Below are 22,722 nucleotides of genomic sequence, written 5' to 3' on the forward strand. Positions count from 1 at the left end.
ATATTATTCATTGCCTGTCACTCTATCTTTCGCTACTGTGTTTTTAAAGATGTAATTGATATTACAATACGAGTGAGCAGGGAAAAACATTATTATGAGTTCAGATAAATTAGCCACACAACTTGTCTCGGCAGGACGCGATAAAAAATTCTCACACGGTGCAGTGAACCCGGTTGTTCAGCGTGCATCATCAATTGTATTTGATTCAGTTAAAGCGAAAAAAGCGGCAACAGCAAAACGCGCTGACGGTGCACTATTTTACGGTCGTCGTGGCACTCAAACTCATTTCGCTCTACAGCAAGCGATGACCGAGCTTGAAGGTGGCGAAGGTTGTGCGCTTTATCCTTGTGGCGCAGCTGCAGTGACCAATTCGATCTTGTCATTTGTAAGCGCGGGTGAGCATATTCTCATGACGGGTGCGGCCTATGAACCAACGCAAGATTTTTGTAATGTCATGTTAGCTAAAATGAACGTAGCAACAACCTATTATGATCCTATGTTAGGCGAAGGTATTGCAGCATTAATGCAGGCGAATACCAGTGTGGTATTTTTAGAGTCGCCAAGTTCGATCACGATGGAAATACAAGACATTCCGGCGATTGTAAAAGCAGTGCGCGCGGTAAATCCTGACGTGATCATCATGATCGATAATACCTGGGCGGCGGGTGTGTTATTCAAAGCTCTTGAACATGATATTGATATCTCAATTCAAGCCGGTACTAAATACATTATTGGCCATTCTGATTATATGTTAGGTACTGCGGTGGCTAATAAACGCTGCTGGGTACAACTTCGTGAACAGTCGTATTTAATGGGACAAATGGTTGATGCTGATACAGCCTACATGGCAAGCCGTGGTTTACGTACTATGGGTATACGTTTAAAGCAGCATGAAGCGGCTAGTATTCAAGTGGCTAACTGGTTAAGCACCTGTGCAGAAGTCGAGCGTGTTAATCACCCCGCATTACCAAGTTGTAAAGGCCATGAATTCTATAAACGTGACTTTAACGGTTGTAACGGTTTATTCTCGTTTATCTTAAAAGACAAATTAAGCAATGAACAACTGGCTAACTATTTAGATAACTTTGTCCATTTCAGTATGGCGTATTCATGGGGCGGTTATGAGTCATTAATCTTGGCTAACCAAGCTGCAGAATTAAATCGTATTCGTCCCGCTGGTGATGTTGATTTCACCGGCACCTTGGTACGTTTACATATCGGTTTGGAAGATGTTGAAGATCTGATCGCTGATTTAGACGCTGGTTTTGCGAGATTAAAATAACTAATACTGGTCAATATCTTGCGGTAAGCGCCATTATCACTTGCTGTTAATGGCGTTATATTCAAGTTACTGCCGATGTTAATTATTTTGATTACTTACTTAGGTAGTAGTTGCAATACCTTGGTTAACTTCGCTAATCCATTCTGGTCAGGTATGCCAAACCGTAACGCATTCTGTTCATCACACAAGCGTACATAAATCCCTTGCTGACACAATAATGCATATACCGCTGGCGCGTTGTCTAACCGTATGCTTTTAAATAACGCAGATCCTGCGACAGGGCAATCAAACGTAGTCATCAACAATAGCTCTAGTGCGGCCGATAAAGCCGTGAGACTTAATAATTGCTGCTGTTGCCATTGCGTATCCATTAAGGCTTTTTCGGTAATATATTGCGCGGGTCCATTGACTTCCCACGGACTGGATAATGTCTCCAATGCTTGCAACCATTGTTGATGCGCACTTAAAAAACCCAGGCGGATCCCAGCTAAACCAAAAAATTTACCCACAGAGCGCAATACTAATAGGTGCGGATTATCTGTGTGAGCGATAATAGATTGACTGGGCTCGACGACATCCATAAAAGCCTCATCAAGGATCAACCATCCTTTTAACATTTGAATGTTATCCAGTAATGCCAGTAACGTATTACGGCTGAAAAGTTCACCTGTCGGATTATTGGGGTTGATCACCACGACAATACAGTGTGCTGTTAATTGCGCGCTAGTCGGTAAGTGAGTGTATTGCTGGATCGTAAAACCTTGTTCACGCCAGGCTCTTTCATGTTCTTTATAACCGATTTGTGGTAGCCATACTGTCGTTTGCTCAGCTACGTGCTGTTTAAATACCGTTGGCAGTTGTTTGATCACGGCCTGACTGCCGCTAGTGGCGACAATATTAGTCGTAGCGTAATAGAGTTTCGCTGCCTTAACCAGTGACTGACTTGGCTGTGGTAGTTGCTGCCAAACCGGCGTTGGAATGGACGGTATCGGATAGCTGGATGGGCTGATACCAGTGGAGAGATCTAACCACTCAACAATGGGTCTGGCATATTGCAGTGCAACTTGTTGCAGTTGCCCTCCGTGCACTAATGTCATTTTAAATTCCTTGTTTGCTCTTTTTAGGCTAGTGTTTATTGAGTCAGTGTTTACTTGAATAAGCGCTTATTCAATATTTGAATTTAAGTTTAAATAAAATCGGTTAGACAGCGGCAATCAAACTAACCAAGAAACAGCTGATGATAAAAATGATGGCAGCATTGCGGACTAAATTTAAGCTGGGAATAATGTCTGCAGTAGTAACCTGCGGGCCTTGGCCTAGGGTGACAGATTTAACAATTTTGCCATCATAAATACCTTGCCCACCCAATGATACATTTAATACGGTGGCACCGGTGGCCATGACCCAACCACCATTTAAACTTTTATATTGTCGACCTTGGCGCCAGCCGTTACGCAGCGCGTTGAACACGCTGGTATGGCGACACCATAAGGCCTGACTTGCATACAGTAAACTCGATACTTTCGCGGTTGGCCACCCGAGTAAATCGTCCATTCGTGCCGCGCACCAGCCAAAATACAAAAACTGTGGATTTTTGTAGCCCCACATCGCATCGAGGGTATTCACCAAGCGATGTAAGATCACTAAGGGCGCACCACCAATCGCAAACCAGACTAAAGAAGCAATGACTGCATCATGGCCATTTTCTAATACCGACTCTGTGATCGCCCGAGCAATTTGTTGTTCGCTCAGATTGCTGGTATCTCGGCTTACCATGTAAGAACAAAAATGCCGTGCTTGTTGCATATCATCATTCATTAAAGGCGCAGCTATCTGTTTAGCATGTTTAACCAGACTATTATAACCCATAGCAGAATAGACAATGACAGCGTCGAGGCACCAGAATAGCAGTGTATCTTGATGTAATAGATAATATCCCAAGGGCAGGGGAAGGGTTAGCAAAGACCAGGCTAAAATGCCGAAGAGTTGAGTCCGCCAAGGTTTGTCATTACCTTTGCGATTGAATAAACGCTCTAGTTTTTGCGTTAAATTACCAAAACCGACTAATGGGTGATAACGACGTGGCTCACCCAGTAATATATCAAGTATAAATGCCGCCATCAGGATCACGCTGCCAGTCATGTAATCATTCATGCTTGCAGTGTACCGCTAATAGAAAAAGACTGCTTAAGATGATCAAACGCGGTGGTGGATACACCGCAATTCGCATATAACGGTAATTCATCATTGGCAGAGGCTTGATTAATCTGTGCTAAGAAACAGCGTAAAATATCACCGTGGGTCATGACTAAAATGGTTTGTTGTGGATAGGCTTCGGCAATTTCAATCAATGCATTTTTGAAACGCAGGGCACAAGCTTCGCCCGTTTCACCATTTGGCGGTGCATCTGCGGTCACTTGCAAAAATATATTATTGTAATCGGGATGTGTGCTGACCTTAGAAATGAGTGCGCCTTGCCAGTCACCAAAGTGTCGTTCGATGAGTGCGGGGTGTTGCTGTAGTGGCAGGCTAAGTGTTTGATTAATTATATTGGCGGTCATTTCTGCCCGTGGCAGTGGCGAGCTGATAATACGATTTATGGCTGGTGTGGCTAATCGCTGGGCGAGTTGCTGGGCTTGCAATAAGCCGGCTTCGGTCAGTGGACTATCTAACTGACCTTGGAGTTTTTGTTGCTTATTCCACAGGGTTTCACCATGACGGGCGAGAAAAAATAACGTTTTCATGATTAATAGGTTACATATTGCGAGATATAAGAAGTCATAATTTTATCATGATAGTGAAACGCTGAACAATCGTTAGGTTCGGGTTTGGAGTTTTGAATTGGATGGTATTTGAATTTAAGTTTTTAAATTTGAATTTTACTTTCCAATTGGTGTTTAATGCTTTAAAAGTTAATTATCTTGTTGATAGTGGATGAGTTTATATCGTTAGTCAGCGTGGCGACTGGCTTGCTTGTTAGCGACTATAATAGTATTATTTTGCCGCTAACAAGGATGATATAAGTGTTGTATTTACGATCAGGTTACTCATGGTAGTAAAGTACTTTTTAGCCCTTTTTAAACATTATCTACATTAGATCTTTATTCATCATCAGCACAATGACGTGCCTAGGGTTTTTTATGCCAACATCAGTGACGACAAATAAAGCAATAAATGCTACTCAAACAACGCCTTTAACCCGCTCTGAATCATTACAGCATGCTGCTATATTTGCATTTGGTGCGTTAATCATTTTTGCTGTTGGCTTTGCTCCGATGCAAATAGTACATAACGCTGCGCACGATACGCGTCATTCAATTTCATTTCCTTGTCATTAATTTAATTTTTGAGTGTTGCTATTGAAGGTTGTTATTGATTATTTAGTGATGAATTTATTGGAGCGTGTTTGATGTTTTTTCGTCGTATTATGTTTAGTGCCGTGATGGTCGGTATGCTTACTGGCATATTATTGAGTGCAATTCAAGTCATTGGCGTTACTCCGATCCTGTTAGATGCCGAAGTATATGAAGTGGCTGGTGAGTCGGTACAAATAATGCCAAATATGTCAGGGGCCGAGTCACATCACAGGGATGAAGCGTGGGGACCCGAAGATGGGGTTGAGCGTGTTGGTTATACTGTGTTGGCAAATGTATTAGCTGCCATTGGTTTTGCCTGTATGTTGTTAGTTGCCATGAGTCAGTTTGAGTCACGTGGTTTGGTTAAACTGACTAAGTTGCAAGGTATACTCTGGGGATTAGCGGGGTACTTTATCTTTTTTGTGGTGCCTGGTGTCGGTTTACCTCCAGAGGTACCGGGTTCTTCTGCTGATTTACTTGAGCATCGTCAAGCCTGGTGGTTGTTGGCCGTTTGCGGCGCAGCGATTAGTTTAGTTACGTTTGTATTCGCCCCAGTTAAATTCAAATTATTCGGTTTACTTAGTTTGGCATTGCCCTTCGTTGTGGGTGCTCCGCACTTTGATGGACCACTGTTTTCTAATCCTGATGCCAATGTTGTCATGGCGCTGACTGAATTACATCAGCAGTTTATTGTGGCGACGACGGTCAGTAATTTTATTTTCTGGATAGCCCTCGGGATGTCTTGTGCGTGGATGCTGAAAAGTTCGTTGCACGCTAGATTATAATAAATAATAAATAATAAATAATAAAGATAAAGGTTAAATATTGCTGATGTCCCGAGTTAACTTTCCATTTACGGCCGTATCGGGTCAGTCACTGTTTAAGACAGCACTGATCCTGGCGGCGATTAATCCTGGTATTGGCGGGGTATTGGTGAATGGCCCACGCGGCACAGCTAAATCGACGTTAGCCCGCGGTTTTGCAGACATATTACCGAATGAATTACAAAACTTTGTGACCTTACCGCTCTCTGCGACAGAAGAGATGCTAGTGGGGTCGCTGGATTTACAATTGGTATTGAGCGAGCAAAAAGTTAATTTCAAACCGGGTATTCTGGCCAAGGCTCATCAGGGTATTGTGTATGTTGATGAAGTTAATTTATTAGCTGATTCGCTGGTGGATCTATTATTAGATGTGTCGGCCAGTGGTATTAATTATATTGAGCGTGATGGGATCAGCCATCAACACGACTCCCGCTTTATATTATTAGGCACAATGAACCCTGAAGAAGGGGAACTACGTGCCCAGCTATTAGACCGATTCGGTTTATCAGTTGAGTTATCAGCACAATACAGTATTAACGAGCGGGTTGAAATAGTCTGCTTACGTGAAGCGTTCGATCAAGACCCTAACGCGTTTATAGCGACATACGCAGACCAACAGCAGCAGTTACAACAAGACATAACCAACGCGCAGGCCTTACTTGGGCAAGTGAGTTGTCCGCTGGCATTACGTCAGTTTATTGCCCAACGTTGCCATGATGCTAATGTTGACGGTTTACGTGCTGATATTGTTTGGTTTAAAACCGCGCTTGCCCATGCTGCTTGGCAAGGTCATGCTGAAGTGACGAAAGCGGATATCCTCGCGGTTGAAGAATTGGTATTAAACCATCGCCGTAATGCGGGTTCATCACAATCGCCACCGCCAGCAGAACATAATCAACACCAGCCGGCATCATCAACATCACCATTTTCTCGGCCTGAGTCGACATACCCACAAGCGTCAAAATTTTCGCCGCCCTCGACTTCAGCAGAACAAGCTGGTTCGAATACGCAGCAGCAAAGCGATAGTAGTGAATGGGGCTGTATGCCTGCGGTTTCTCAGCCGATGACCAATATTTTGGCTGTAGAGCTACCGATTAAACAACAAGACGCTAAAAAAAAACTAACCGATAAACTTGTCTTAGTATCAAAAAATAATAACGGTGCGGTGTTAGGCGGGCAAAAAACTAGCCAGAACACCACCGCTTCTCCCGATTGGTTTGCTACTTTGGTTGCGTCATTAGGATGTTGGCCGCCAGCGGGTTTACGTTTTAAAAAAGCCAAAACCGGCCAGCCAATATTACATATTATTTTATTGGATACCTCGGGGTCAACATTAAAAAAGCTGCAATTATCGCGTGCTAAAGCGGCCATTATGCATATTGCAGAACAGGCTTATAAACAACGTGAGTTGTTGTGTATTTTTGGGTTTGGTAACGATGCGATCGAAGCGGTTATGCCAAAACAAAAAGCCCCAAAATATATTCAGCATCTGCTTGATGGTATAACTGCTGGTGGCGGCACTCCAATCAGAGAAATGTTAACGCAAGTACGTGCCTATCAAGCTAACAGCCAGAAACAACAAGGCGGGTTAGCGTTTCGCAATTATGTACTGACTGATGGGCGTATTAGCCAAGACGTTGATGATCTTAAATTAACGGGTCATACCGTATTGATAGATACTGAAGACAGTGCCATTAAACGTGGCCGTGGAGTTGAAATTGCCCAGCAGCTCGATTGTGAATATGTAGTACTACCGACTTAAATTTAGCTTAAATAAATAGCTGTATATCTTAACATAACCATTTGTTGTAAGAGTTGTAATCAATGACCAGAGTTCTTTGTCCTGCACTAATATTAGCGGCACCTTCGTCTAGCCAAGGTAAAACCACGATCACTGCCGCATTGGCCTCCATGTTGACCAAGCAAGGCAAACTGGTTCGCGTATTTAAGGTGGGTCCTGATTATCTCGATCCACAAATACTACGGCAGGCATCTGGGCAACCTGTTGAACCGTTAGATTTATGGATGGGCGGCCCTGAGTATTGCCAGCAAAAAATGTATGAAGCGGCGCTGGTGGCCGATATTATTTTAATCGAAGGGGCGATGGGGATTTTTGATGGTGATCCATCAAGTGCCGATCTTGCTGCGCATTTTGGTATTCCGATTGCGATTGTGATGGATGTAAAAGGCATGGCACAAACTGCTGCCGCAATCGCAGTGGGTTTAGCTAATTTCCGCGATGATTTTGATGTTACCGGACTGATTGCCAATAATTGTGGCAGTGAACGCCATGCGCAATTGATCCGTGATGCCCTGCCTGCAAGTTTACCGTTACTGGGCACATTAAAACGCTCTGATGCTATCACGTTACCCGAGCGGCATCTTGGCTTGGTGCAAGCGGAAGAGATCCAAGCCGAATTAAAACAAAAATTAGCGGCGGGTATCGAGTGGATTGAAGCATCGGACTTAAAGTATATTCTTGACGTAGTAAAACCGGTTGAGTTTCATCCGGTTGCGAAGGAAAAATTATTACCAATAGCACCAGAACTGGCTGGAAAGACCATTGCGATCGCTAAAGATACAGCGTTTAGTTTTATCTATGATGCTAATTTACGCTTGTTAACGGATCTGGGCGCGAGTTATGTATTTTTCTCACCTATGTATGATGACGTGATGCCAAAAGCGGATGCGTTGTGGTTACCGGGCGGTTATCCAGAACTGCATGTCGATAAATTGACAAGTAACTTATCTATGTTGCAATCGATTCGTGACTTTGCGCAAACCGATAACGCTATTTTGGCGGAATGTGGAGGATTTTTGTATTGCCTTGAGTCGTTGGCTGACTTGCAAGATAACTCATTCACCATGTTGGGATTACTGCAAGGTAAAGGTCAAATGCGTGAGCGTGGTGGCTGTCAAGGCATGCAAACAGCACCGTTACCGGAAGGCGATATTCGTGGTCACTCTCATCACCGATCATTAAGTTTTGATACACCTGAGCCGATTGCTATCGGCCGTCGTCCTAAACATCCGGCACCGGGTGAAGCTATTTATCGCGTCGGCAATATCACCGCCAGTTACTTACATTTATTTTTTCCATCCAATCCACAGGCTATCGCAGCACTTTTTAAGGAATTATAGACTTATGTTAATGGAACAGTTACCGATTATTTTATTGGGTTTTACCCTGGGTATGATGCATGCACTGGATGCGGATCATGTGATGGCGGTTTCCAGTCTGAGTAATCAGAAACCAAGCCTACGCCGAACAGTATTGTTCAGTGCTAACTGGGCGATTGGTCATGGCAGTGTGTTGGTCATCAGTGGCTTGTTGTTATTTGGTCTTGGTATTGCACTGCCTGAAGCATTAATTCATGTTGCCGAGATGAGTGTTGGCGTACTACTTATCGGGTTAGGTCTGTATTCATTTTGGCAGTTTAGACAACAAAAATTAGTGATAACTAAGCATCGTCATGGCGATGTCGAACACAGTCATTGGCACCATGATGAACATGGTAAAGATGTAGAGAAAACCGCGACCAAAGACGGTCATTTACCGGTAATGGTTGGTGTTTTACATGGCCTAGCTGGGAGTGCTCCGGCACTGGCGTTGATCCCTGCTATCGGACAAACCGAGTTATCGGTAGTGATTGGCTATTTGTTGATGTTTTCGATTGGCGTGATGTTATCTATGATGGCGTTTGGCTTGGGCCTTGGCTCACTGCAAGGTTTATTAAAACAGCGCTATGATATGCTATTTTATTGGAGCCGTCGCGTGATTGCGTTAGCTTCAACCTTGTTAGGCTGTTTCTGGTTGTATCAGGCGGTTTGATTTTATGTGGCCAGAGAGTGATGAAACCAGTAAAAAACTAAGAACTGGTTTAACAACAGGTTGTTGTGCAACAGCTTGCTGTGTTGCTGCTGCCCATCATTTACTCAGTAAGACGACAACGGATACAGTCAACGTGACGTTACCCAAAGGTAAGGTTGTTGACTTGAGTATTATTCAATACCATTTTTTGTCACCTCTGAGCACGCGTGCTGATGTGACCAAAGATGCGGGTGATGATCCCGACGTGACGCATGGTGCGACAATATTTGTAGAGCTAACGCTAACGCCGCAATCGGGCATTGTGTTTAAAGCTGCGCAAGGTGTTGGTATTGTTACTCGTGAAGGACTTGCTCTGGCAGTGGGTGAACCGGCAATTAATCCGGTGCCGCGCCAAATGATGACTGAACACTTGCAATACATGGCCGCAGAGCACGATTATCAAGGTGGCTTTGCAGTCGCGGTCGGTGTTGAAAACGGTGAACAGATTGCATTGAAAACCATGAATGGCCGCTTGGGTATCGTTGGTGGTTTATCTATTTTAGGCGTATCAGGGATTGTTCGCCCCTTTTCTTGTTCTGCGTATATCGCCTCTATTTTTCAAGGTCTGGATGTCGCCACGACGAATGGTTATACCCACATTGCCGCCTCCACAGGCAATCGCAGTGAAGATGCAATTAAAGACTATTATCAACTGCCCGATATCGCGTTAATTGAGATGGGCGACTTTGTTGGGGCGGTAATAAAACACATCAAAAAAGTACCTGTGCGTAAACTGAGTATTTGTGGTGGTTTTGGTAAAATAAGTAAATTAGCCATGGGTAAATGGAATCTGCACAGTAAGGTTTCTGCTATTGATTTACCTTTTTTAGCGGAGCTTGCCCAGCAGCAAGGTGCAAGCTTTGAGTTAATGACCATGATGGTAAATTCAAATACCTCGATCGAGGCGTTAAACCATTGTTATGCGCATAAAATTGATTTGGCAACCGCTGTGTGTCAGGCTGCATTTACACAGGTGAGCAGTAAAATACCTGCACACACTGAATTAGAAATATGGGTTATTAACCGACAGGGAGATTTGATTGGCTTTGCTGATCATAACTAAGTCAGAATGAAATTATTATTACTGGGTGGTACTGCCGATGGCCGAAAACTGGCAACCCAATTACATGCCAGCCATATTCCACTGATTTATAGCGTCGCAGGACTGGTACGTGCACCGAATGTCGATTGTGACATTGTCAGTGGTGGTTTTAGCCAGTTTGGCGGCTTAGCACAGTATATTAATGCGCAAAACATTACGGCAATTTTAGATGTCACACACCCTTATGCGCAACAGATGAGTAGCACCGCAGCGCAAGTTGCCAAAGATTGTGGTTTACCTTATTGGCGTTTTCATCGCCTGCAATGGCAGCAAGGACGCGATGATAATTGGCAAACATTCACTCGCTGGTCACAATTATTAACCTTGTTAGAAGCACAATCTTCACTTGAGTTAGCACACGTTAGCCAGCTCTGTCCTTTCTTCACTGTCGGCCAATTAGAGCCGCAATTACTCAGTTTAATCGCGGATTCCTCATTGGTATCATTACCGCAATTAGTGCGTACGGCGGTTAAACCCAAAACAGCATTATTACCTGCAATGCAATGGTTAAAAGCCATCGGGCCATTTGCGGTTGATGATGAGATCACCTTGTTTGAACATTATGGTATCAATGCGCTGATCACCAAAAACAGTGGCGGCGACTCGACTATCGCGAAGTTAACGGCAGCACGGATATTGGGAATACCGGTATTCATGCAAACACGGCCAAGCTTACCGCCAGCGGATGTTGAGTTTAGCAATCGAGATGAGTGTCATGCGTTTGTCTGTCAGCAATTTGTAACTTATTAACCCTTTAACAGATTAATTGGTTTAACTAATTAACAAGAATAGTAGCCGCATTATATGGATTATAATTACGAAATTCGACCACAGCAAATTGAGCAAGAAAGCTTTCGCCAAATACGCCAATTAACCGCATTAGACCATTTTAGCAAAGAACAGCAACAAGTAGTGATGCGTATTGTGCACAGTATTGGTATGCCTGAGGTGAGTGAGCAAGTTCATTTTAGCCGTAATGCTTGCGCAAGTGGTATCGACGCTATCAATGCACAAGCGCCTATTCTATGTGATGTAGAAATGGTGCGCCACGGTATTACCAAACGCATGATCTCGCAACCGCCACTTTGTTATCTTAACGATCCGCGCGTGCCTCCTCTCGCTAAACAAAGAGGTGAAACCCGTACCATGGCGGCGTTAGAATTTTGGCAACAAGATCTGGCCAACAGCATCGTTCTCATTGGTAATGCGCCAACCGCATTGTTTCGGTTATTAGAAATGATAGCCAACGGCGCACCAAAACCAGCCTTGATTATTGGTATGCCGGTGGGTTTTGTTGGGGCCGCAGAATCAAAACAAGCATTGTGGGATGCCCATGAGAAATTGGGGATTGAATGTATCACCTTGCTTGGTCGCCAGGGTGGTAGTGCAGTGACTTCTGCGACCTTAAATGCCTTGTTACGTTGTGTAAATGGCGAATGGTATTAAATGATGCAAGATAGCGATAAGGCAATTCATAAGACCATTAATAAGACAGATAGCCGAGTCTGCATTGATGTGATTGGTTTGGGTGTTGCAGAACACGCATTGTTAACCCCCGCTGCGCAGCAAGCCATACAGCAAGCTGAGGTGATAATTGGTTCTGATCGTCAGCTAGCCGTTATTAGTCAATTGTTGATTAGCAATGTTGAACATCAGGCAGAACCTAAGCCTCAACCTAAACAAACGCTGTTACCGGCATTATCTCAGTTACTTGTGTTATTAGCTGCGCATCAGCAACAGCGGGTGGTGATATTAGCGTCAGGCGATCCGTTACATTATGGTATTGGTCGTTGGTTGCTGACTAAATTTGGCAAAGATAATTTACAGTTTCATGCCGGTATTTCGAGTATGCAAGCGGCTTGTCATGCATTAGGTTTGGCACTGCAAGATGTTGAAGTATTAAGTTTGCATGGTCGACCGCTGGCCAAAATTCGTACCTGTCTTAAAACCAAACAAACCTTAGTGATATTGACAGATAAACACAGTCAGCCTCAGCATTTAGCCCAAGAATGTATTAACGCCGGATTTGCACAATCGATTATTTGGGTGTGTGAATTATTGGGTTATGCCCAGCAGCGTATTCGTGCATTTACTGTTACGCAATTAATGGCAGCATCAGCATTAAGCTTTGACCCATTACATGTATCTGTGATTGAACCACTTGGTACTGGCGGCATATTGCCAAACTTTCCGGGTATTGAAGATCATTGTTTTGTTACCGATCGCGAAGCGGGCAAGGGCATGATCACCAAACGTGAAGTACGTTTGCAGATCTTATCCCTCATGCAACCGAGCAAAGGCGATGTAATTTGGGATATTGGTGCGGGTTGTGGTGGTGTTGCGGTTGAGTTGGCTTATTGGCAGCAGGACGCAAAAGTATATGCCATAGAGCATCATCCCGAGCGATTAAGCTGTCTGGTAGCAAATCAACAGCGCTTTGGTGTTGTGGCTAACTTAACCATTATTACAGGCCGCGCGCCAGCTGAACTAGCGACATTACCAGTAGCGAATAAAATATTTATTGGTGGCAGCGATGGTGAGTTAGCGTCGGTATTAGCCCTAAGTTGGCAACAATTACCTGCTGGTGGGGTATTAGTTGCCAGTGCGGTAACGGAAACCACCAAGTACCAATTACAGCATTTTGCCCAGTCGTTGTCCGAACAACAAACGGAAACCTTGCAAGTAGCGATTAGCAAGGGCACTAAATTAGCAGGTCAGTTAATGTATAAACCGAATCTCCCAGTGACCTTATTTAAGTTTACCAAATATGAAGAAGTTGATAATGAAGTATAACCAGCTAGGTAAATTAATTGGTGTTGGCGTTGGTCCGGGTGATCCTGAGCTGATGACGTTAAAAGCCTTTCGTTTGCTACAGCAAGTGGACGTGATCTGTTATTTAACCAATGACGATAATGTCTCGCAGGCCAAAATAATCGCCAGTGACGCGATTGCCGCCAGAAAGTCACCTGCCATTGAGATCGGCATTGTGATGCCAATGAGTAAAGACCGTACCTTAGCTAACCAAGCTTATGATGATGGCGCCACTCGCGTTCAACAACAATTAGAGCAAGGCAAGGATGTGGTTTTTATCTGTGAAGGTGATCCGTTATTCTTCGGTTCATTCAGTTATTTGTTAGAACGCTTACAAGATCAGTTTGTCTGTGAAGTGGTGCCGGGAATTACATCTATTAATGCTGCGGCATCAGCATTAGTAAGCCCTCTGACGGCATTAACAGATTCTTTTGCTGTGGTGAGTGGTCGGCATAGTGATGAATTCTTACGCCAAACCTTAAGCGAACACAACAGTGTGGTGATCATGAAAGCGGGTCAATCTCGTCCGCGTATTTTAGCTGCATTAGCGGCAACAGGGCGCACCCAAGATGCCAGCTATTTAGAATATATCAGCCGTGAACAACAGATTATCGAGAAAGACGTGACTAAGCTGGCGCATGAAGCCGGGCCGTATTTTTCGTTGTTTGTGGTTCGTCATAACGCAACAACGAGGTAAACCATGATCCGTATTGTGGCGTTAACGGAAGCGGGCGAAAAACTAGCGAAACAAATCCAGCAACTACTGCCTGAGCAAAGCGACATCTGGTTTAAACCCAAGCCGTTCACGGCACAGGTGCAGCAGGCATTTCAAGCCGGAGAACGGCTTATCTTGATCTGTGCGACGGGTATTGCGGTGCGGACATTAGCGCCCGTATTAGGGCATAAAAATACTGATCCAGCGGTCTTGGTATTAGATGAAGCGGGTCAGTTTGTGATCCCGTTATTATCCGGTCATGAAGGTGGCGCTAATGACTGGGCTGATAATATTGCCAGTTTGATTGAGGCGCAATTAGTGATGACCACCGCTAATCCTTACCTGTCACCGGTATACAGTGTCGGCATGGGCTGTGAGCGACATTGTCCGGTGGATAAATTATATGAATTATTAATGGCTTGTTTAGCGCAAGCTAATTTAACTCTCGCGCAAATTAGTCATATTAATAGCATTGATATTAAAGCCGATGAACTCGGTTTAATTGCATTAGCAAAACAGATTGATAAACCTTTTGTTACTTGGGATAAATACCAGTTATGCGAAATGGAAGCCTTATTAAGTACCAAGTCAGATTATGTATACAGTGTTGTTGGGGTATATGGGGTCGCAGAATCGGCCGCCTTATTTGATGTACAACAGATCACCCAACAACAAGGTGAATTAGTTTTAACCAAGCAAAAATCAGCGGTAGCTACCTGCGCAATAGCCAGAGCATATCCAAAAAATTAAGCAAAATAGCGTAGTTACAAAGGTGATGAAATGAGTAAATTATTTTTAATTGGTACCGGACCAGGTGATAAAGACTTGATTGCACCAAAGGCGATAGCCGCTATTCAAGCCAGCACAGATTTAGTGGCTTATGGCTTGTATCTGGATTTATTAGGTGATGTTTGTGATGGTAAAACCCATCATGATTTACCACTCGGGCAAGAAATTGATCGTGCTCGTTTAGCATTGAGTTTAACCGCCAGTGGCAAAGATACGGCGTTAGTATCAAGTGGTGATATCGGTATTTATGCGATGGCTACCTTGGTATTTGAATTATTAGATCGCCAGCTGCAAGGCCTAGAAGATCACCCTGAGTGGTTAGATGTGGATATTGAAGTGGTACCTGGTATTTCGGCAATGCAAGCAGGCGCCAGTCGGGTTGGCGCTATGCTCGGTCATGATTTTTGTACTATCTCGTTATCGGATTTATTAACACCTTGGGAAACCATTGAGAAACGTATCCATAGCTGTGGTACCGGGGATTTTGTGGTGTCGTTTTATAACCCCAGATCGAAAAAACGTGATTGGCAGATTAATACCGCGCGAGATATTTTACTGCAATACCGTCCTGCCAATACGCCAGTATTATTAGGCCGTCAACTTACCCGTGAAGATGAAAGTATTACCATGACCACATTAGACAAACTACATTCTGATGATGTTGATATGTTCACAATGGTGACGGTTGGCAATAGTCAGTCTCGTCATATCATCAACGGCCAAAAAGAATGGATTTATACACCGCGAGGATATAATAAAAAATTATGACAGTTTATTTCATCGGTGCAGGACCGGGTGATCCCGAGTTGATCACGGTCAAAGGGCAGAAATTAATTAATAACTGTCCGGTAATTTTATATGCAGGATCATTGGTGCCTCGGGCATTATTTGCGGATGTGGAAGAGACTGCGGAGCAGATTATCGATACCGCACCAATAGCCCTGGATGAGATCATTGAACATATCCGAGTGGCGGATGCAGCAGGCAAAGACGTTGCTCGCGTGCATTCTGGTGATCCTTCTTTATACGGCGCGATTGGCGAACAGATCCGCCGTTTAGAGCAATTGGATATCGATTATCAAGTGATCCCAGGGGTGACTGCAACGGCGGCCTCAGCGGCGTGGTTACGTAAAGAGTTAACATTATCTGGGGTATCACAAACTATTATTTTTACCCGTTATGAAGGCAAAACTCCGTTTCCAGAACGTGAGCGTTTACCCGCATTGGCAGCCAGTGGTGCGACACTCGCGATCCATTTAGGCGTGACTAAGATTGCTAAAATTGTCGATGAACTTATTCCGTTTTATGGCGAAGATTGCCCTGTGGCCGTTTGCTACCGTACCTCATGGCCAGACCAGGACAAAGTGATTGGTACGTTAAAAGATATTGTTGAAAAGGTCAGAGCGAAGAAATTTACTTTAACTGCCCTTATTCTGGTCGGCCATGTATTAGGTACGCAGAAGTTTGATGATTCGTATTTATATGACAAAGACCAGCCACATATTTATCGCCCACCAGTGAAATAATAACGCTGTTTTTTATTGCCGTAACTAAGCCAATTGAGTAGCTCTTAATTGGCTTTTTTGTTTTTTTAATTAAAATGAGAAACAAAAAAACGTGGCATTCAGCAATGTAATGGCATCGCTGGTATTAGTTTTTATCACCCGCCGCTTTTTCTTCGGCAATGATCTGTTCTGGTAATTGGCTCATGAAGTATCCGCAGATATTGTCATTCACCATGGTACGTGGACCATGTGGATGAGCAATATGCTTGTAAGGTGCATGATGATGGCCGTGACGATGAGAGTGGCTGTGGTCATGTGAATGACTATTATTGTGTTCATGACTATTACTGTGTTCATGACTGTGCTCACCTTCAGCTTTAAATTCGGCATGATGGTGATGAACATCTACTTCGCCACGTGCTAGGCGCGCTTGGAAATCGGCCATTAGGGTAATACTTGGCGCTGGTTCGGCAATAGTTTCATTGATACGTAGTTCAAAAGTATTGATCACATGGTCTTGCGCGCGCAGGTAATCAGCTTTGAAAAACGTAACATCAGGGTTTTCATTGGCCACTTTATCAACATAATTGTAGATACGGTCGATTAGCTTGCCACCGAATAAGAAATAAGGTGCCACCACGATCTTTTTGAAGCCCAGTTTTAGTGCCATTTCTAAACCACGGCCTACAGACGGGAAAGTAACACCAGAATAAACTGTTTCTGACCAACCAAAACCCAGGTTTTCACAAGCGATACGAGTCAGTTTAGCTGCATCGGCATTAGCATCAACAACCGATGTACCACGACCAACCACAACCAACATGGTGTCGTAAAGTTCACCCGCAGCTGGGATCGTGTCGTGACCAAGTGCATTGAGAATACGCTGTTGAAACGCCATGATCATTTCATCATGTAAGCCTAGTTCTTTACCGTATTCGATAGTCAGATTAGGGTGCTTGGCTTGATACGTCGTTAATACCGATGGAATGTCATTTTTAGCATGGGTTGCCGCAAATAGCATGCCTGGTACTGCATGGATCTTAGTGACACCTTGGGCCACTAAACGATCTAACGCGGTATGCAAATTCGGCGCAGAATATTCCAGAAAGCCATATTCAACTTTCAATTCTGGATGACGTTCTTTTAGTCCCTTTGCTAATAAAGAAAACTCTTCTTCTGCGATCTTCGCACGGCTGCCGTGCCCACAAATAAGAACACCTGAAGTTTCAGGCAATGTTGCAATTGTTGTCATGATTAATACCTCTGCGCGCCAGTATACGACAAAATAGTTAAACACTGATAATGCTTTATAGCGTTTGCCTCCAACTTATAATAATAAACAAACATTGTAATAACCCAGGACTCAAATTATAATTTCAGCACTTTTCGCTCATCAACATGGCAGTTTGGAGCTATACATGCAATTAAAAAAAATCCCCGTTACCGTAGTTACCGGTTTTCTTGGCAGTGGTAAAACCACCTTACTTTCTAATATTTTAAAACAAGCTGCGGGCAAACGTATCGCAGTTATCGTTAATGAATTTGGCGAACTGGATATTGATGCGGATTTATTACGCAGTTGCCCACTCGATTGTGACGATGAATCGACCCCGCAACGGCAGGGCAAGAACGGTATTTATGAATTAGCCAATGGCTGTATTTGCTGTACGGTAGAAGAAGAATTTTTACCTGTGATGAAAGAGTTAGTCGCACGTCGTGATGATATCGACCATATTCTGATTGAAACCAGTGGTTTGGCATTACCTAAACCCTTGGTTCAGGCATTCAACTGGCCGGAAATAAAGCAATATTGTACGGTCGATGCGGTGATCACCCTGATTGATGGCCCGGCTGTGGCTGCGGGTCGTTTTGCCAATGATACCGACAAGGTACAAGCACAGCGTTTGGCTGATGAAAGCTTAGATCACGATCCAAGTTTACAAGAATTACTGGATGATCAATTAAGTGCGGCAGACTTAGTGCTGGTCAGTAAAAACGATTTATTGACCGACGCTGAGCGTGAACAGGTTAAAATTGTGGTCGCTAACCGGGTTCCCGATGCCGTTAAAACCATTTATGTCGACAATGGTGACATTGCCCTAGACGTTATCATGGGTTTAGATTCGGCGGCAGAAGAGCAAATTGATCATCTGCATAACCATCATGATCATCATCATGCGCATGGCGCACATCACGACCACGCTCACGACCACTTCGATTCTTTTGTGTTGACGTTTGGTGAAGTGGATGGTCCGCGTTTACAGCAGATCTTAACGCAATTATTAACCGAGCATAATATCTTCCGGGCCAAAGGTTTTGCGGCCTTACCGGGTAAACCTATGCGTCAGGTACTACAAGCAGTGGGTGAACGCCTTAATGTGCATTTTGATCGGATGTGGAATAGCGATGAAGTACGTCAGACTCAGTTAGTGGTGATTGGTAAAAATCTTGACCGTAAGGTGCTGGAAAGTGCACTGCAACAAGCCGTTATTGGCGCCGATGATGCTGTAACTGCCTAATGCATTTATTGGCGGCACAACCCGGTGGTTTCACCGATGACGAAGGTATCATTGATCTTGAGCAATCACCGGCGGACATTGTTATTTTGTCAGCTGCCGATAGTTCATTGGCGGCACTGGCCAGTGCCGCTGAAGCATTAGCCCCTGATTTCCCCTCCATCCGGTTAGCTAACTGGATGCAATTATTAAAACCTGCCGCATTCGATCTCTATCAAGATAAAGTACTCGATCACGCTAAAGTGGTGGTGGTGTCTTTATTGGGCGGCGAAAATTACTGGCAGTATGGTTTTGCGCAATTACAGGCATGGTTAGCGGCGGGTTCGGTCAGAAATCCTCGCCAATTAATCATAGTGCCGGGTGATGATACAGCTGATGAGGCATTATTTTCGGCATCAAGTGTCGCTCGTGATGACGCGGTTGCAGTGTGGCGTTATTTGCGAGAGGGTGGCGAAGTCAATATAAACAACCTGTATCATTATCTGGCCAGCCAATACCTCAACCACAATTATGCATGGCGGCCACCACAAGTGCTGCCAAATTGCATGTTGTATATGCCCAAAGCGATACAGGCAGCGCTAAGACATGATAACAAATCGTATCAACAAGTCAGTTTGAATGATTGGCAGCAGCGTTGGCAGCAAGTCTCGGATCGCGCTGATGTGAGTGAATCAGATCGACCTATTTGTTTATTGCTGTTTTATCGCAGTCATTTACAAAGTGACAATACCGCGATGTTTGATGGTTTAATCGATTGTATTGAGCAGCAGGGCATGTTGCCATTACCGATTGCGATCCAATCATTGAAAGATGATGAATCTATTGGCCTAGTGAATGAGTTATTATTACAGACTCAAGCGAAAGTGATCATCAATACCACTGGTTTTTCTTGTAACCGCGCCGCTAGTCCCGATTTAAGCGCTGAACCTAGCTCATTCATTTCACCGTTTAGCCTTAACATTCCAGTATTTCAGTTAGTGTTATCCAGTAGTACCGAACAAGATTGGCTGGATTACAAACAAGGTTTACGCAGTCGTGATATTGCTATGCAAGTGGTATTGCCAGAAATGGATGGCCGTATTCAGACCCGGGCGGTAAGCTTTAAAACCGCCGCTAATTTTAGTGAGCGCTGTCAAACCGCCATTGTTAAATATCAGTTACACCGCGAACGGGCAGAATTTGTGGTGACCTTGGTCTTTAAATATTGTCAGTTATCGATAAAAGCCAATCAAGACAAACGCATCGCCTTGATTATTGCTAATTATCCCACCAAAGATGGGCGTATTGGTAATGGCGTTGGTTTAGATACCCCCGAGTCAACGGTGAATATTTTAACGGCGTTAGCCGCGGCTAATTATCCGGTCGATAATATTCCTGAAAATGGCACTGCGCTGATCAATGAGTTACTCGGCTCTATTACTAACAATCCAGATACTTTGCACCATCTAGGTTGCTGGCAAAGTATTGCGGTTGATGAATATATGCAGTATCTACAACAGTTACCGATTGAGAATCAACAGGCTATTTTGGATAAATGGGGTGGGCCAGAGCAGGATCCTAAATATCGGGACGGTCGCTTAATGCTATCCGGTATTCGCTTAGGCCAAACCTTTGTGGGAATTCAGCCCGCGCGGGGGTTTAATATTGATTTAGCCGCTAATTATCACGATCCCGATTTAATTCCGCCACACAGTTATTTGGCATTTTATTTTTGGTTACGTCATAGCTATCAAGTGGATGCCATTATTCATGTGGGTAAACACGGTAATTTAGAATGGTTACCGGGCAAGGGTAATGCATTATCAGAGACGTGCTGGCCTGATCTGGTATTGGGGCCGATGCCGAACTTTTATCCTTTTATTGTTAATGATCCGGGGGAAGGCGCACAGGCTAAGCGGCGTATTCAGTCGGTGATTATCGACCATTTAATGCCGCCGATGACCCGCGCGGAAGTCTATGGCGAACTGGCTGAACTTGAAGGGCTGGTGGATGAATATTACCAAGCCATGGGCATGGATGAACCACGCGAACTTTGGTTGCGTGAGGCGATCGTAGATGCGGTGAAGAACTCGCATGTCGCCGAAGAGCTCGGTGGTAATAGTGATAGTTATGGTGATAGTGATAGCAGCGATGACATGTTTGCTGAACTCGATACTTATTTATGTGACATCAAAGAAGCGCAAATACGTCACGGTTTGCATATTCTTGGGGTATTACCGCAAGCGGATAAACTCAGCGATACCATCGTGGCCCTGTTACGGTTACCACGCGGTAAAGAGCATCACAGTCAGGGCATATTACATAATCTGGCGTTAGATCTTAATCTACAACAAGCGGGTGAGATATTTGATCCGTTGGCGGCCAGTAGTGATGTTTGGCAAGGGGCGAAACCATCGCTGTTAGCTGATCTCAGTGATGACAGTTGGCGAACAGAGTTTGATACCCATGAACGTCTAGAACTGCTCGCCATGCAGTTAGTCAGTGAGCTGGTATTAGTGAATGAAGCGACAATTGCACCGACCATTGCGACCGATAAATATAATAGTTTAATGACAGCGTTGCCACGCACCATGCAGCAGTTGACTTACGTCAAAAACACCTTATTAACAGCGTTAGAACAAAGTGTTGAGAATGAAATTTCAGCCTTGTTAGATGGCTTAGCTGGTTTATTTGTGGAGCCTGGACCGAGTGGCGCACCCACCCGAGGTCGATTAGATACGTTACCGACGGGCCGTAATTTTTTCTCGGTAGATAATCGCTCGATACCGTCACCTGCCGCATGGGCAATTGGCCAACGGTCAACGCAAGCTGTTATTGAACGCCATTTACAAGAACATGGCGATTATCCTAAACAACTAGGGTTATCGGTCTGGGGTACGGCCACTATGCGTACTGGCGGTGATGACATCGCCCAGGCATTTGCACTCATGGGGATCAAACCCATTTGGGCACCAGGTTCGCAACGGGTTATCGATTTTGAAATCATTCCCTGTGCATTATTAGGTCGTCCTCGTGTTGATGTGACGTTGCGGGTCTCTGGATTTTTCCGCGATGCTTTTCCCAATGTGATGAAACTGTTTGATGCAGCGGTATTGGCATTAGCGGATTATGACGATCCCGGTGCACAAAATACCATTCAACAAAATATTAAGCAGCGAGTACAAGAGTTATCTGCGCAAGGCCTGACCGAAGCTGACGCAAAACGCCAAGCGTCCTATCGAGTATTTGGCAGCAAACCCGGGGCTTATGGTGCCGGTTTACAGGGACTGATTGATGAACGTTGTTGGCAACAAGAATCAGATCTGGCTGATGCCTATTTGAATTGGGGCGGCTATGCTTACGGCAGTCTTGCCGAGGATGTTGATGGTGTGGTTGCCAGAGACGCCTTTGAAAATCGCTTATCGCAACTTGATGTGGTGATGCACAATCAGGACAACCGTGAACATGACTTATTGGATTCTGATGATTATTATCAGTTTCAGGGCGGCATGACCAATGCAGTTAGGGTGTTAAAAAATGAAATGCCGGTGGTATATCATAACGATCACTCTAATCCGTCAATGCCCAAGATCAGAACCTTAAAAGAAGAATTAAACCGGGTTATTCGTTCTCGGGTATTAAATCCGAAATGGATTGCCGCGATGCGTGAACATGGTTACAAAGGCGCGTTTGAAATGGCGGCCAGTATTGATTATATGTTTGCTTATGATGCGACAACCAATTTGATCGATGATTATCAATATGAAAAAGTGGCGGATGCATTAATTTTTGATCAAGAAAACCAAGCCTTTATGCTGGAACATAATGTTAATGCGTTAGAGGAGATGACCGAGCGATTATTAGAAGCAACGCAACGGGGATTATGGCAGGAACCGGGTGACTACAGTGGTAAGTTACAATCGTTATTGTTAGAGCTCGATGCCAAACAAGAAAGCTCGAATTAAAACAGAT

Annotated in this window: 20 protein-coding genes; 16 read left to right on the forward strand and 4 right to left on the reverse strand. The window is 44.3% G+C overall.

The window, feature by feature from the left end; genetic code table 11:
• Window positions 1–94: 94 nt before the first annotated feature.
• The gene (metC, locus tag MORIYA_RS18165) at window positions 95–1,282 is read left to right on the forward strand and encodes a cystathionine beta-lyase (protein WP_112717471.1); all 1,188 of its coding nucleotides are present in this window, start codon (window positions 95–97) and stop codon (window positions 1,280–1,282) included.
• A gap of 95 nt (window positions 1,283–1,377) precedes the next feature.
• On the opposite strand, the gene cobD is transcribed toward metC, so the two are convergent.
• The 3 genes from cobD to MORIYA_RS18180 form a co-directional block, all read right to left on the reverse strand.
• On the reverse strand, window positions 1,378–2,379 hold the full coding sequence (gene cobD / locus MORIYA_RS18170) for a threonine-phosphate decarboxylase CobD (RefSeq protein WP_112717473.1): 1,002 nt from the start codon (window positions 2,377–2,379) through the stop codon (window positions 1,378–1,380).
• Between the two features lie 103 nt (window positions 2,380–2,482).
• Window positions 2,483–3,436, reverse strand: coding sequence for an adenosylcobinamide-phosphate synthase CbiB (gene cbiB / locus MORIYA_RS18175; protein WP_112717475.1), 954 nt, complete (start codon window positions 3,434–3,436; stop codon window positions 2,483–2,485).
• Complete coding sequence (locus tag MORIYA_RS18180; protein WP_112717477.1) at window positions 3,433–4,026, reverse strand: histidine phosphatase family protein; 594 nt, start codon at window positions 4,024–4,026, stop codon at window positions 3,433–3,435. The genes cbiB and MORIYA_RS18180 overlap by 4 nt, the downstream gene beginning before the upstream one ends.
• Before the next feature lie 396 nt (window positions 4,027–4,422).
• Between MORIYA_RS18180 and MORIYA_RS18185 the strand changes: the two genes are divergently transcribed.
• The 13 genes from MORIYA_RS18185 (at window position 4,423) to cobM (ending at window position 16,276) form a co-directional block, all read left to right on the forward strand.
• The gene (locus MORIYA_RS18185; RefSeq protein WP_112717479.1) at window positions 4,423–4,620 is read left to right on the forward strand and encodes a CbtB domain-containing protein; all 198 of its coding nucleotides are present in this window, start codon (window positions 4,423–4,425) and stop codon (window positions 4,618–4,620) included.
• Between the two features lie 71 nt (window positions 4,621–4,691).
• Complete coding sequence (locus MORIYA_RS18190) at window positions 4,692–5,423, forward strand: CbtA family protein (protein WP_112717481.1); 732 nt, start codon at window positions 4,692–4,694, stop codon at window positions 5,421–5,423.
• A gap of 46 nt (window positions 5,424–5,469) precedes the next feature.
• Window positions 5,470–7,224, forward strand: coding sequence for an ATP-binding protein (locus MORIYA_RS18195; RefSeq protein WP_112717483.1), 1,755 nt, complete (start codon window positions 5,470–5,472; stop codon window positions 7,222–7,224).
• A 62-nt stretch (window positions 7,225–7,286) separates the two neighbouring features.
• The gene (locus tag MORIYA_RS18200; RefSeq protein WP_112717485.1) at window positions 7,287–8,603 is read left to right on the forward strand and encodes a cobyrinate a,c-diamide synthase; all 1,317 of its coding nucleotides are present in this window, start codon (window positions 7,287–7,289) and stop codon (window positions 8,601–8,603) included.
• 4 nt (window positions 8,604–8,607) lie between these two features.
• Window positions 8,608–9,294 (forward strand): urease accessory protein, encoded by a 687-nt coding sequence (locus tag MORIYA_RS18205; RefSeq protein WP_112717487.1) that lies wholly within the window; start codon window positions 8,608–8,610, stop codon window positions 9,292–9,294.
• A gap of 4 nt (window positions 9,295–9,298) precedes the next feature.
• Entirely contained in the window at window positions 9,299–10,396 is a 1,098-nt protein-coding gene (locus MORIYA_RS18210; protein WP_112717489.1) for a cobalt-precorrin-5B (C(1))-methyltransferase, read from the forward strand.
• Window positions 10,397–10,402: 6 nt separating this feature from the next.
• Window positions 10,403–11,185: a precorrin-6A/cobalt-precorrin-6A reductase gene (locus MORIYA_RS18215; RefSeq protein ID WP_112717491.1), complete on the forward strand. Its 783-nt coding sequence runs from the start codon at window positions 10,403–10,405 to the stop codon at window positions 11,183–11,185.
• Between the two features lie 54 nt (window positions 11,186–11,239).
• The gene (locus tag MORIYA_RS18220) at window positions 11,240–11,881 is read left to right on the forward strand and encodes a precorrin-8X methylmutase (protein WP_112717493.1); all 642 of its coding nucleotides are present in this window, start codon (window positions 11,240–11,242) and stop codon (window positions 11,879–11,881) included.
• Complete coding sequence (gene cbiE / locus MORIYA_RS18225) at window positions 11,882–13,228, forward strand: precorrin-6y C5,15-methyltransferase (decarboxylating) subunit CbiE (protein WP_112717495.1); 1,347 nt, start codon at window positions 11,882–11,884, stop codon at window positions 13,226–13,228.
• Complete coding sequence (gene cobI, locus MORIYA_RS18230; RefSeq protein WP_112717497.1) at window positions 13,218–13,943, forward strand: precorrin-2 C(20)-methyltransferase; 726 nt, start codon at window positions 13,218–13,220, stop codon at window positions 13,941–13,943. The genes cbiE and cobI overlap by 11 nt, the downstream gene beginning before the upstream one ends.
• Window positions 13,944–13,946: 3 nt before the next feature.
• Window positions 13,947–14,711 carry a cobalamin biosynthesis protein gene (locus MORIYA_RS18235; protein ID WP_112717499.1) on the forward strand — a complete coding sequence of 255 codons (765 nt, stop codon included), beginning with the start codon at window positions 13,947–13,949 and terminating at the stop codon, window positions 14,709–14,711.
• A gap of 30 nt (window positions 14,712–14,741) precedes the next feature.
• A complete protein-coding gene (cobJ, locus tag MORIYA_RS18240) occupies window positions 14,742–15,518 on the forward strand; it encodes a precorrin-3B C(17)-methyltransferase (protein WP_112717501.1) in 777 nt (258 codons plus the stop codon).
• Complete coding sequence (cobM, locus tag MORIYA_RS18245; RefSeq protein WP_112717503.1) at window positions 15,515–16,276, forward strand: precorrin-4 C(11)-methyltransferase; 762 nt, start codon at window positions 15,515–15,517, stop codon at window positions 16,274–16,276. The genes cobJ and cobM overlap by 4 nt, the downstream gene beginning before the upstream one ends.
• 124 nt (window positions 16,277–16,400) lie before the next feature.
• Here cobM and MORIYA_RS18250 read toward each other — a convergent pair whose 3' ends face one another.
• Window positions 16,401–17,507, reverse strand: a complete 1,107-nt coding sequence (locus MORIYA_RS18250; RefSeq protein ID WP_112717505.1) for a sirohydrochlorin chelatase — start codon at window positions 17,505–17,507, stop codon at window positions 16,401–16,403.
• Window positions 17,508–17,673: 166 nt separating this feature from the next.
• Between MORIYA_RS18250 and cobW the strand changes: the two genes are divergently transcribed.
• The gene (gene cobW, locus MORIYA_RS18255) at window positions 17,674–18,774 is read left to right on the forward strand and encodes a cobalamin biosynthesis protein CobW (RefSeq protein ID WP_112717507.1); all 1,101 of its coding nucleotides are present in this window, start codon (window positions 17,674–17,676) and stop codon (window positions 18,772–18,774) included.
• A complete protein-coding gene (gene cobN / locus MORIYA_RS18260) occupies window positions 18,774–22,715 on the forward strand; it encodes a cobaltochelatase subunit CobN (protein ID WP_112717509.1) in 3,942 nt (1,313 codons plus the stop codon). Before cobW ends, cobN begins: the two co-directional genes overlap by 1 nt.
• Window positions 22,716–22,722 lie beyond the last annotated feature (7 nt).

The sequence above is a fragment of the Moritella yayanosii genome (assembly GCF_900465055.1).
Classification (GTDB): domain Bacteria; phylum Pseudomonadota; class Gammaproteobacteria; order Enterobacterales; family Moritellaceae; genus Moritella; species Moritella yayanosii.

What these genes read in the sequence shown, in the direction of transcription:
- metC (WP_112717471.1), top strand. Translation starts at nt 95, where the DNA reads ATGAGTTCAGATAAATTAGCCACACAACTTGTCTCGGCAGGACGCGAT.
- cobD (WP_112717473.1), bottom strand. Translation starts at nt 2,379, where the DNA reads ATGACATTAGTGCACGGAGGGCAACTGCAACAAGTTGCACTGCAATAT.
- cbiB (WP_112717475.1), bottom strand. Translation starts at nt 3,436, where the DNA reads ATGAATGATTACATGACTGGCAGCGTGATCCTGATGGCGGCATTTATA.
- MORIYA_RS18180 (WP_112717477.1), bottom strand. Translation starts at nt 4,026, where the DNA reads ATGAAAACGTTATTTTTTCTCGCCCGTCATGGTGAAACCCTGTGGAAT.
- MORIYA_RS18185 (WP_112717479.1), top strand. Translation starts at nt 4,423, where the DNA reads ATGCCAACATCAGTGACGACAAATAAAGCAATAAATGCTACTCAAACA.
- MORIYA_RS18190 (WP_112717481.1), top strand. Translation starts at nt 4,692, where the DNA reads ATGTTTTTTCGTCGTATTATGTTTAGTGCCGTGATGGTCGGTATGCTT.
- MORIYA_RS18195 (WP_112717483.1), top strand. Translation starts at nt 5,470, where the DNA reads ATGTCCCGAGTTAACTTTCCATTTACGGCCGTATCGGGTCAGTCACTG.
- MORIYA_RS18200 (WP_112717485.1), top strand. Translation starts at nt 7,287, where the DNA reads ATGACCAGAGTTCTTTGTCCTGCACTAATATTAGCGGCACCTTCGTCT.
- MORIYA_RS18205 (WP_112717487.1), top strand. Translation starts at nt 8,608, where the DNA reads ATGTTAATGGAACAGTTACCGATTATTTTATTGGGTTTTACCCTGGGT.
- MORIYA_RS18210 (WP_112717489.1), top strand. Translation starts at nt 9,299, where the DNA reads ATGTGGCCAGAGAGTGATGAAACCAGTAAAAAACTAAGAACTGGTTTA.
- MORIYA_RS18215 (WP_112717491.1), top strand. Translation starts at nt 10,403, where the DNA reads ATGAAATTATTATTACTGGGTGGTACTGCCGATGGCCGAAAACTGGCA.
- MORIYA_RS18220 (WP_112717493.1), top strand. Translation starts at nt 11,240, where the DNA reads ATGGATTATAATTACGAAATTCGACCACAGCAAATTGAGCAAGAAAGC.
- cbiE (WP_112717495.1), top strand. Translation starts at nt 11,882, where the DNA reads ATGATGCAAGATAGCGATAAGGCAATTCATAAGACCATTAATAAGACA.
- cobI (WP_112717497.1), top strand. Translation starts at nt 13,218, where the DNA reads ATGAAGTATAACCAGCTAGGTAAATTAATTGGTGTTGGCGTTGGTCCG.
- MORIYA_RS18235 (WP_112717499.1), top strand. Translation starts at nt 13,947, where the DNA reads ATGATCCGTATTGTGGCGTTAACGGAAGCGGGCGAAAAACTAGCGAAA.
- cobJ (WP_112717501.1), top strand. Translation starts at nt 14,742, where the DNA reads ATGAGTAAATTATTTTTAATTGGTACCGGACCAGGTGATAAAGACTTG.
- cobM (WP_112717503.1), top strand. Translation starts at nt 15,515, where the DNA reads ATGACAGTTTATTTCATCGGTGCAGGACCGGGTGATCCCGAGTTGATC.
- MORIYA_RS18250 (WP_112717505.1), bottom strand. Translation starts at nt 17,507, where the DNA reads ATGACAACAATTGCAACATTGCCTGAAACTTCAGGTGTTCTTATTTGT.
- cobW (WP_112717507.1), top strand. Translation starts at nt 17,674, where the DNA reads ATGCAATTAAAAAAAATCCCCGTTACCGTAGTTACCGGTTTTCTTGGC.
- cobN (WP_112717509.1), top strand. Translation starts at nt 18,774, where the DNA reads ATGCATTTATTGGCGGCACAACCCGGTGGTTTCACCGATGACGAAGGT.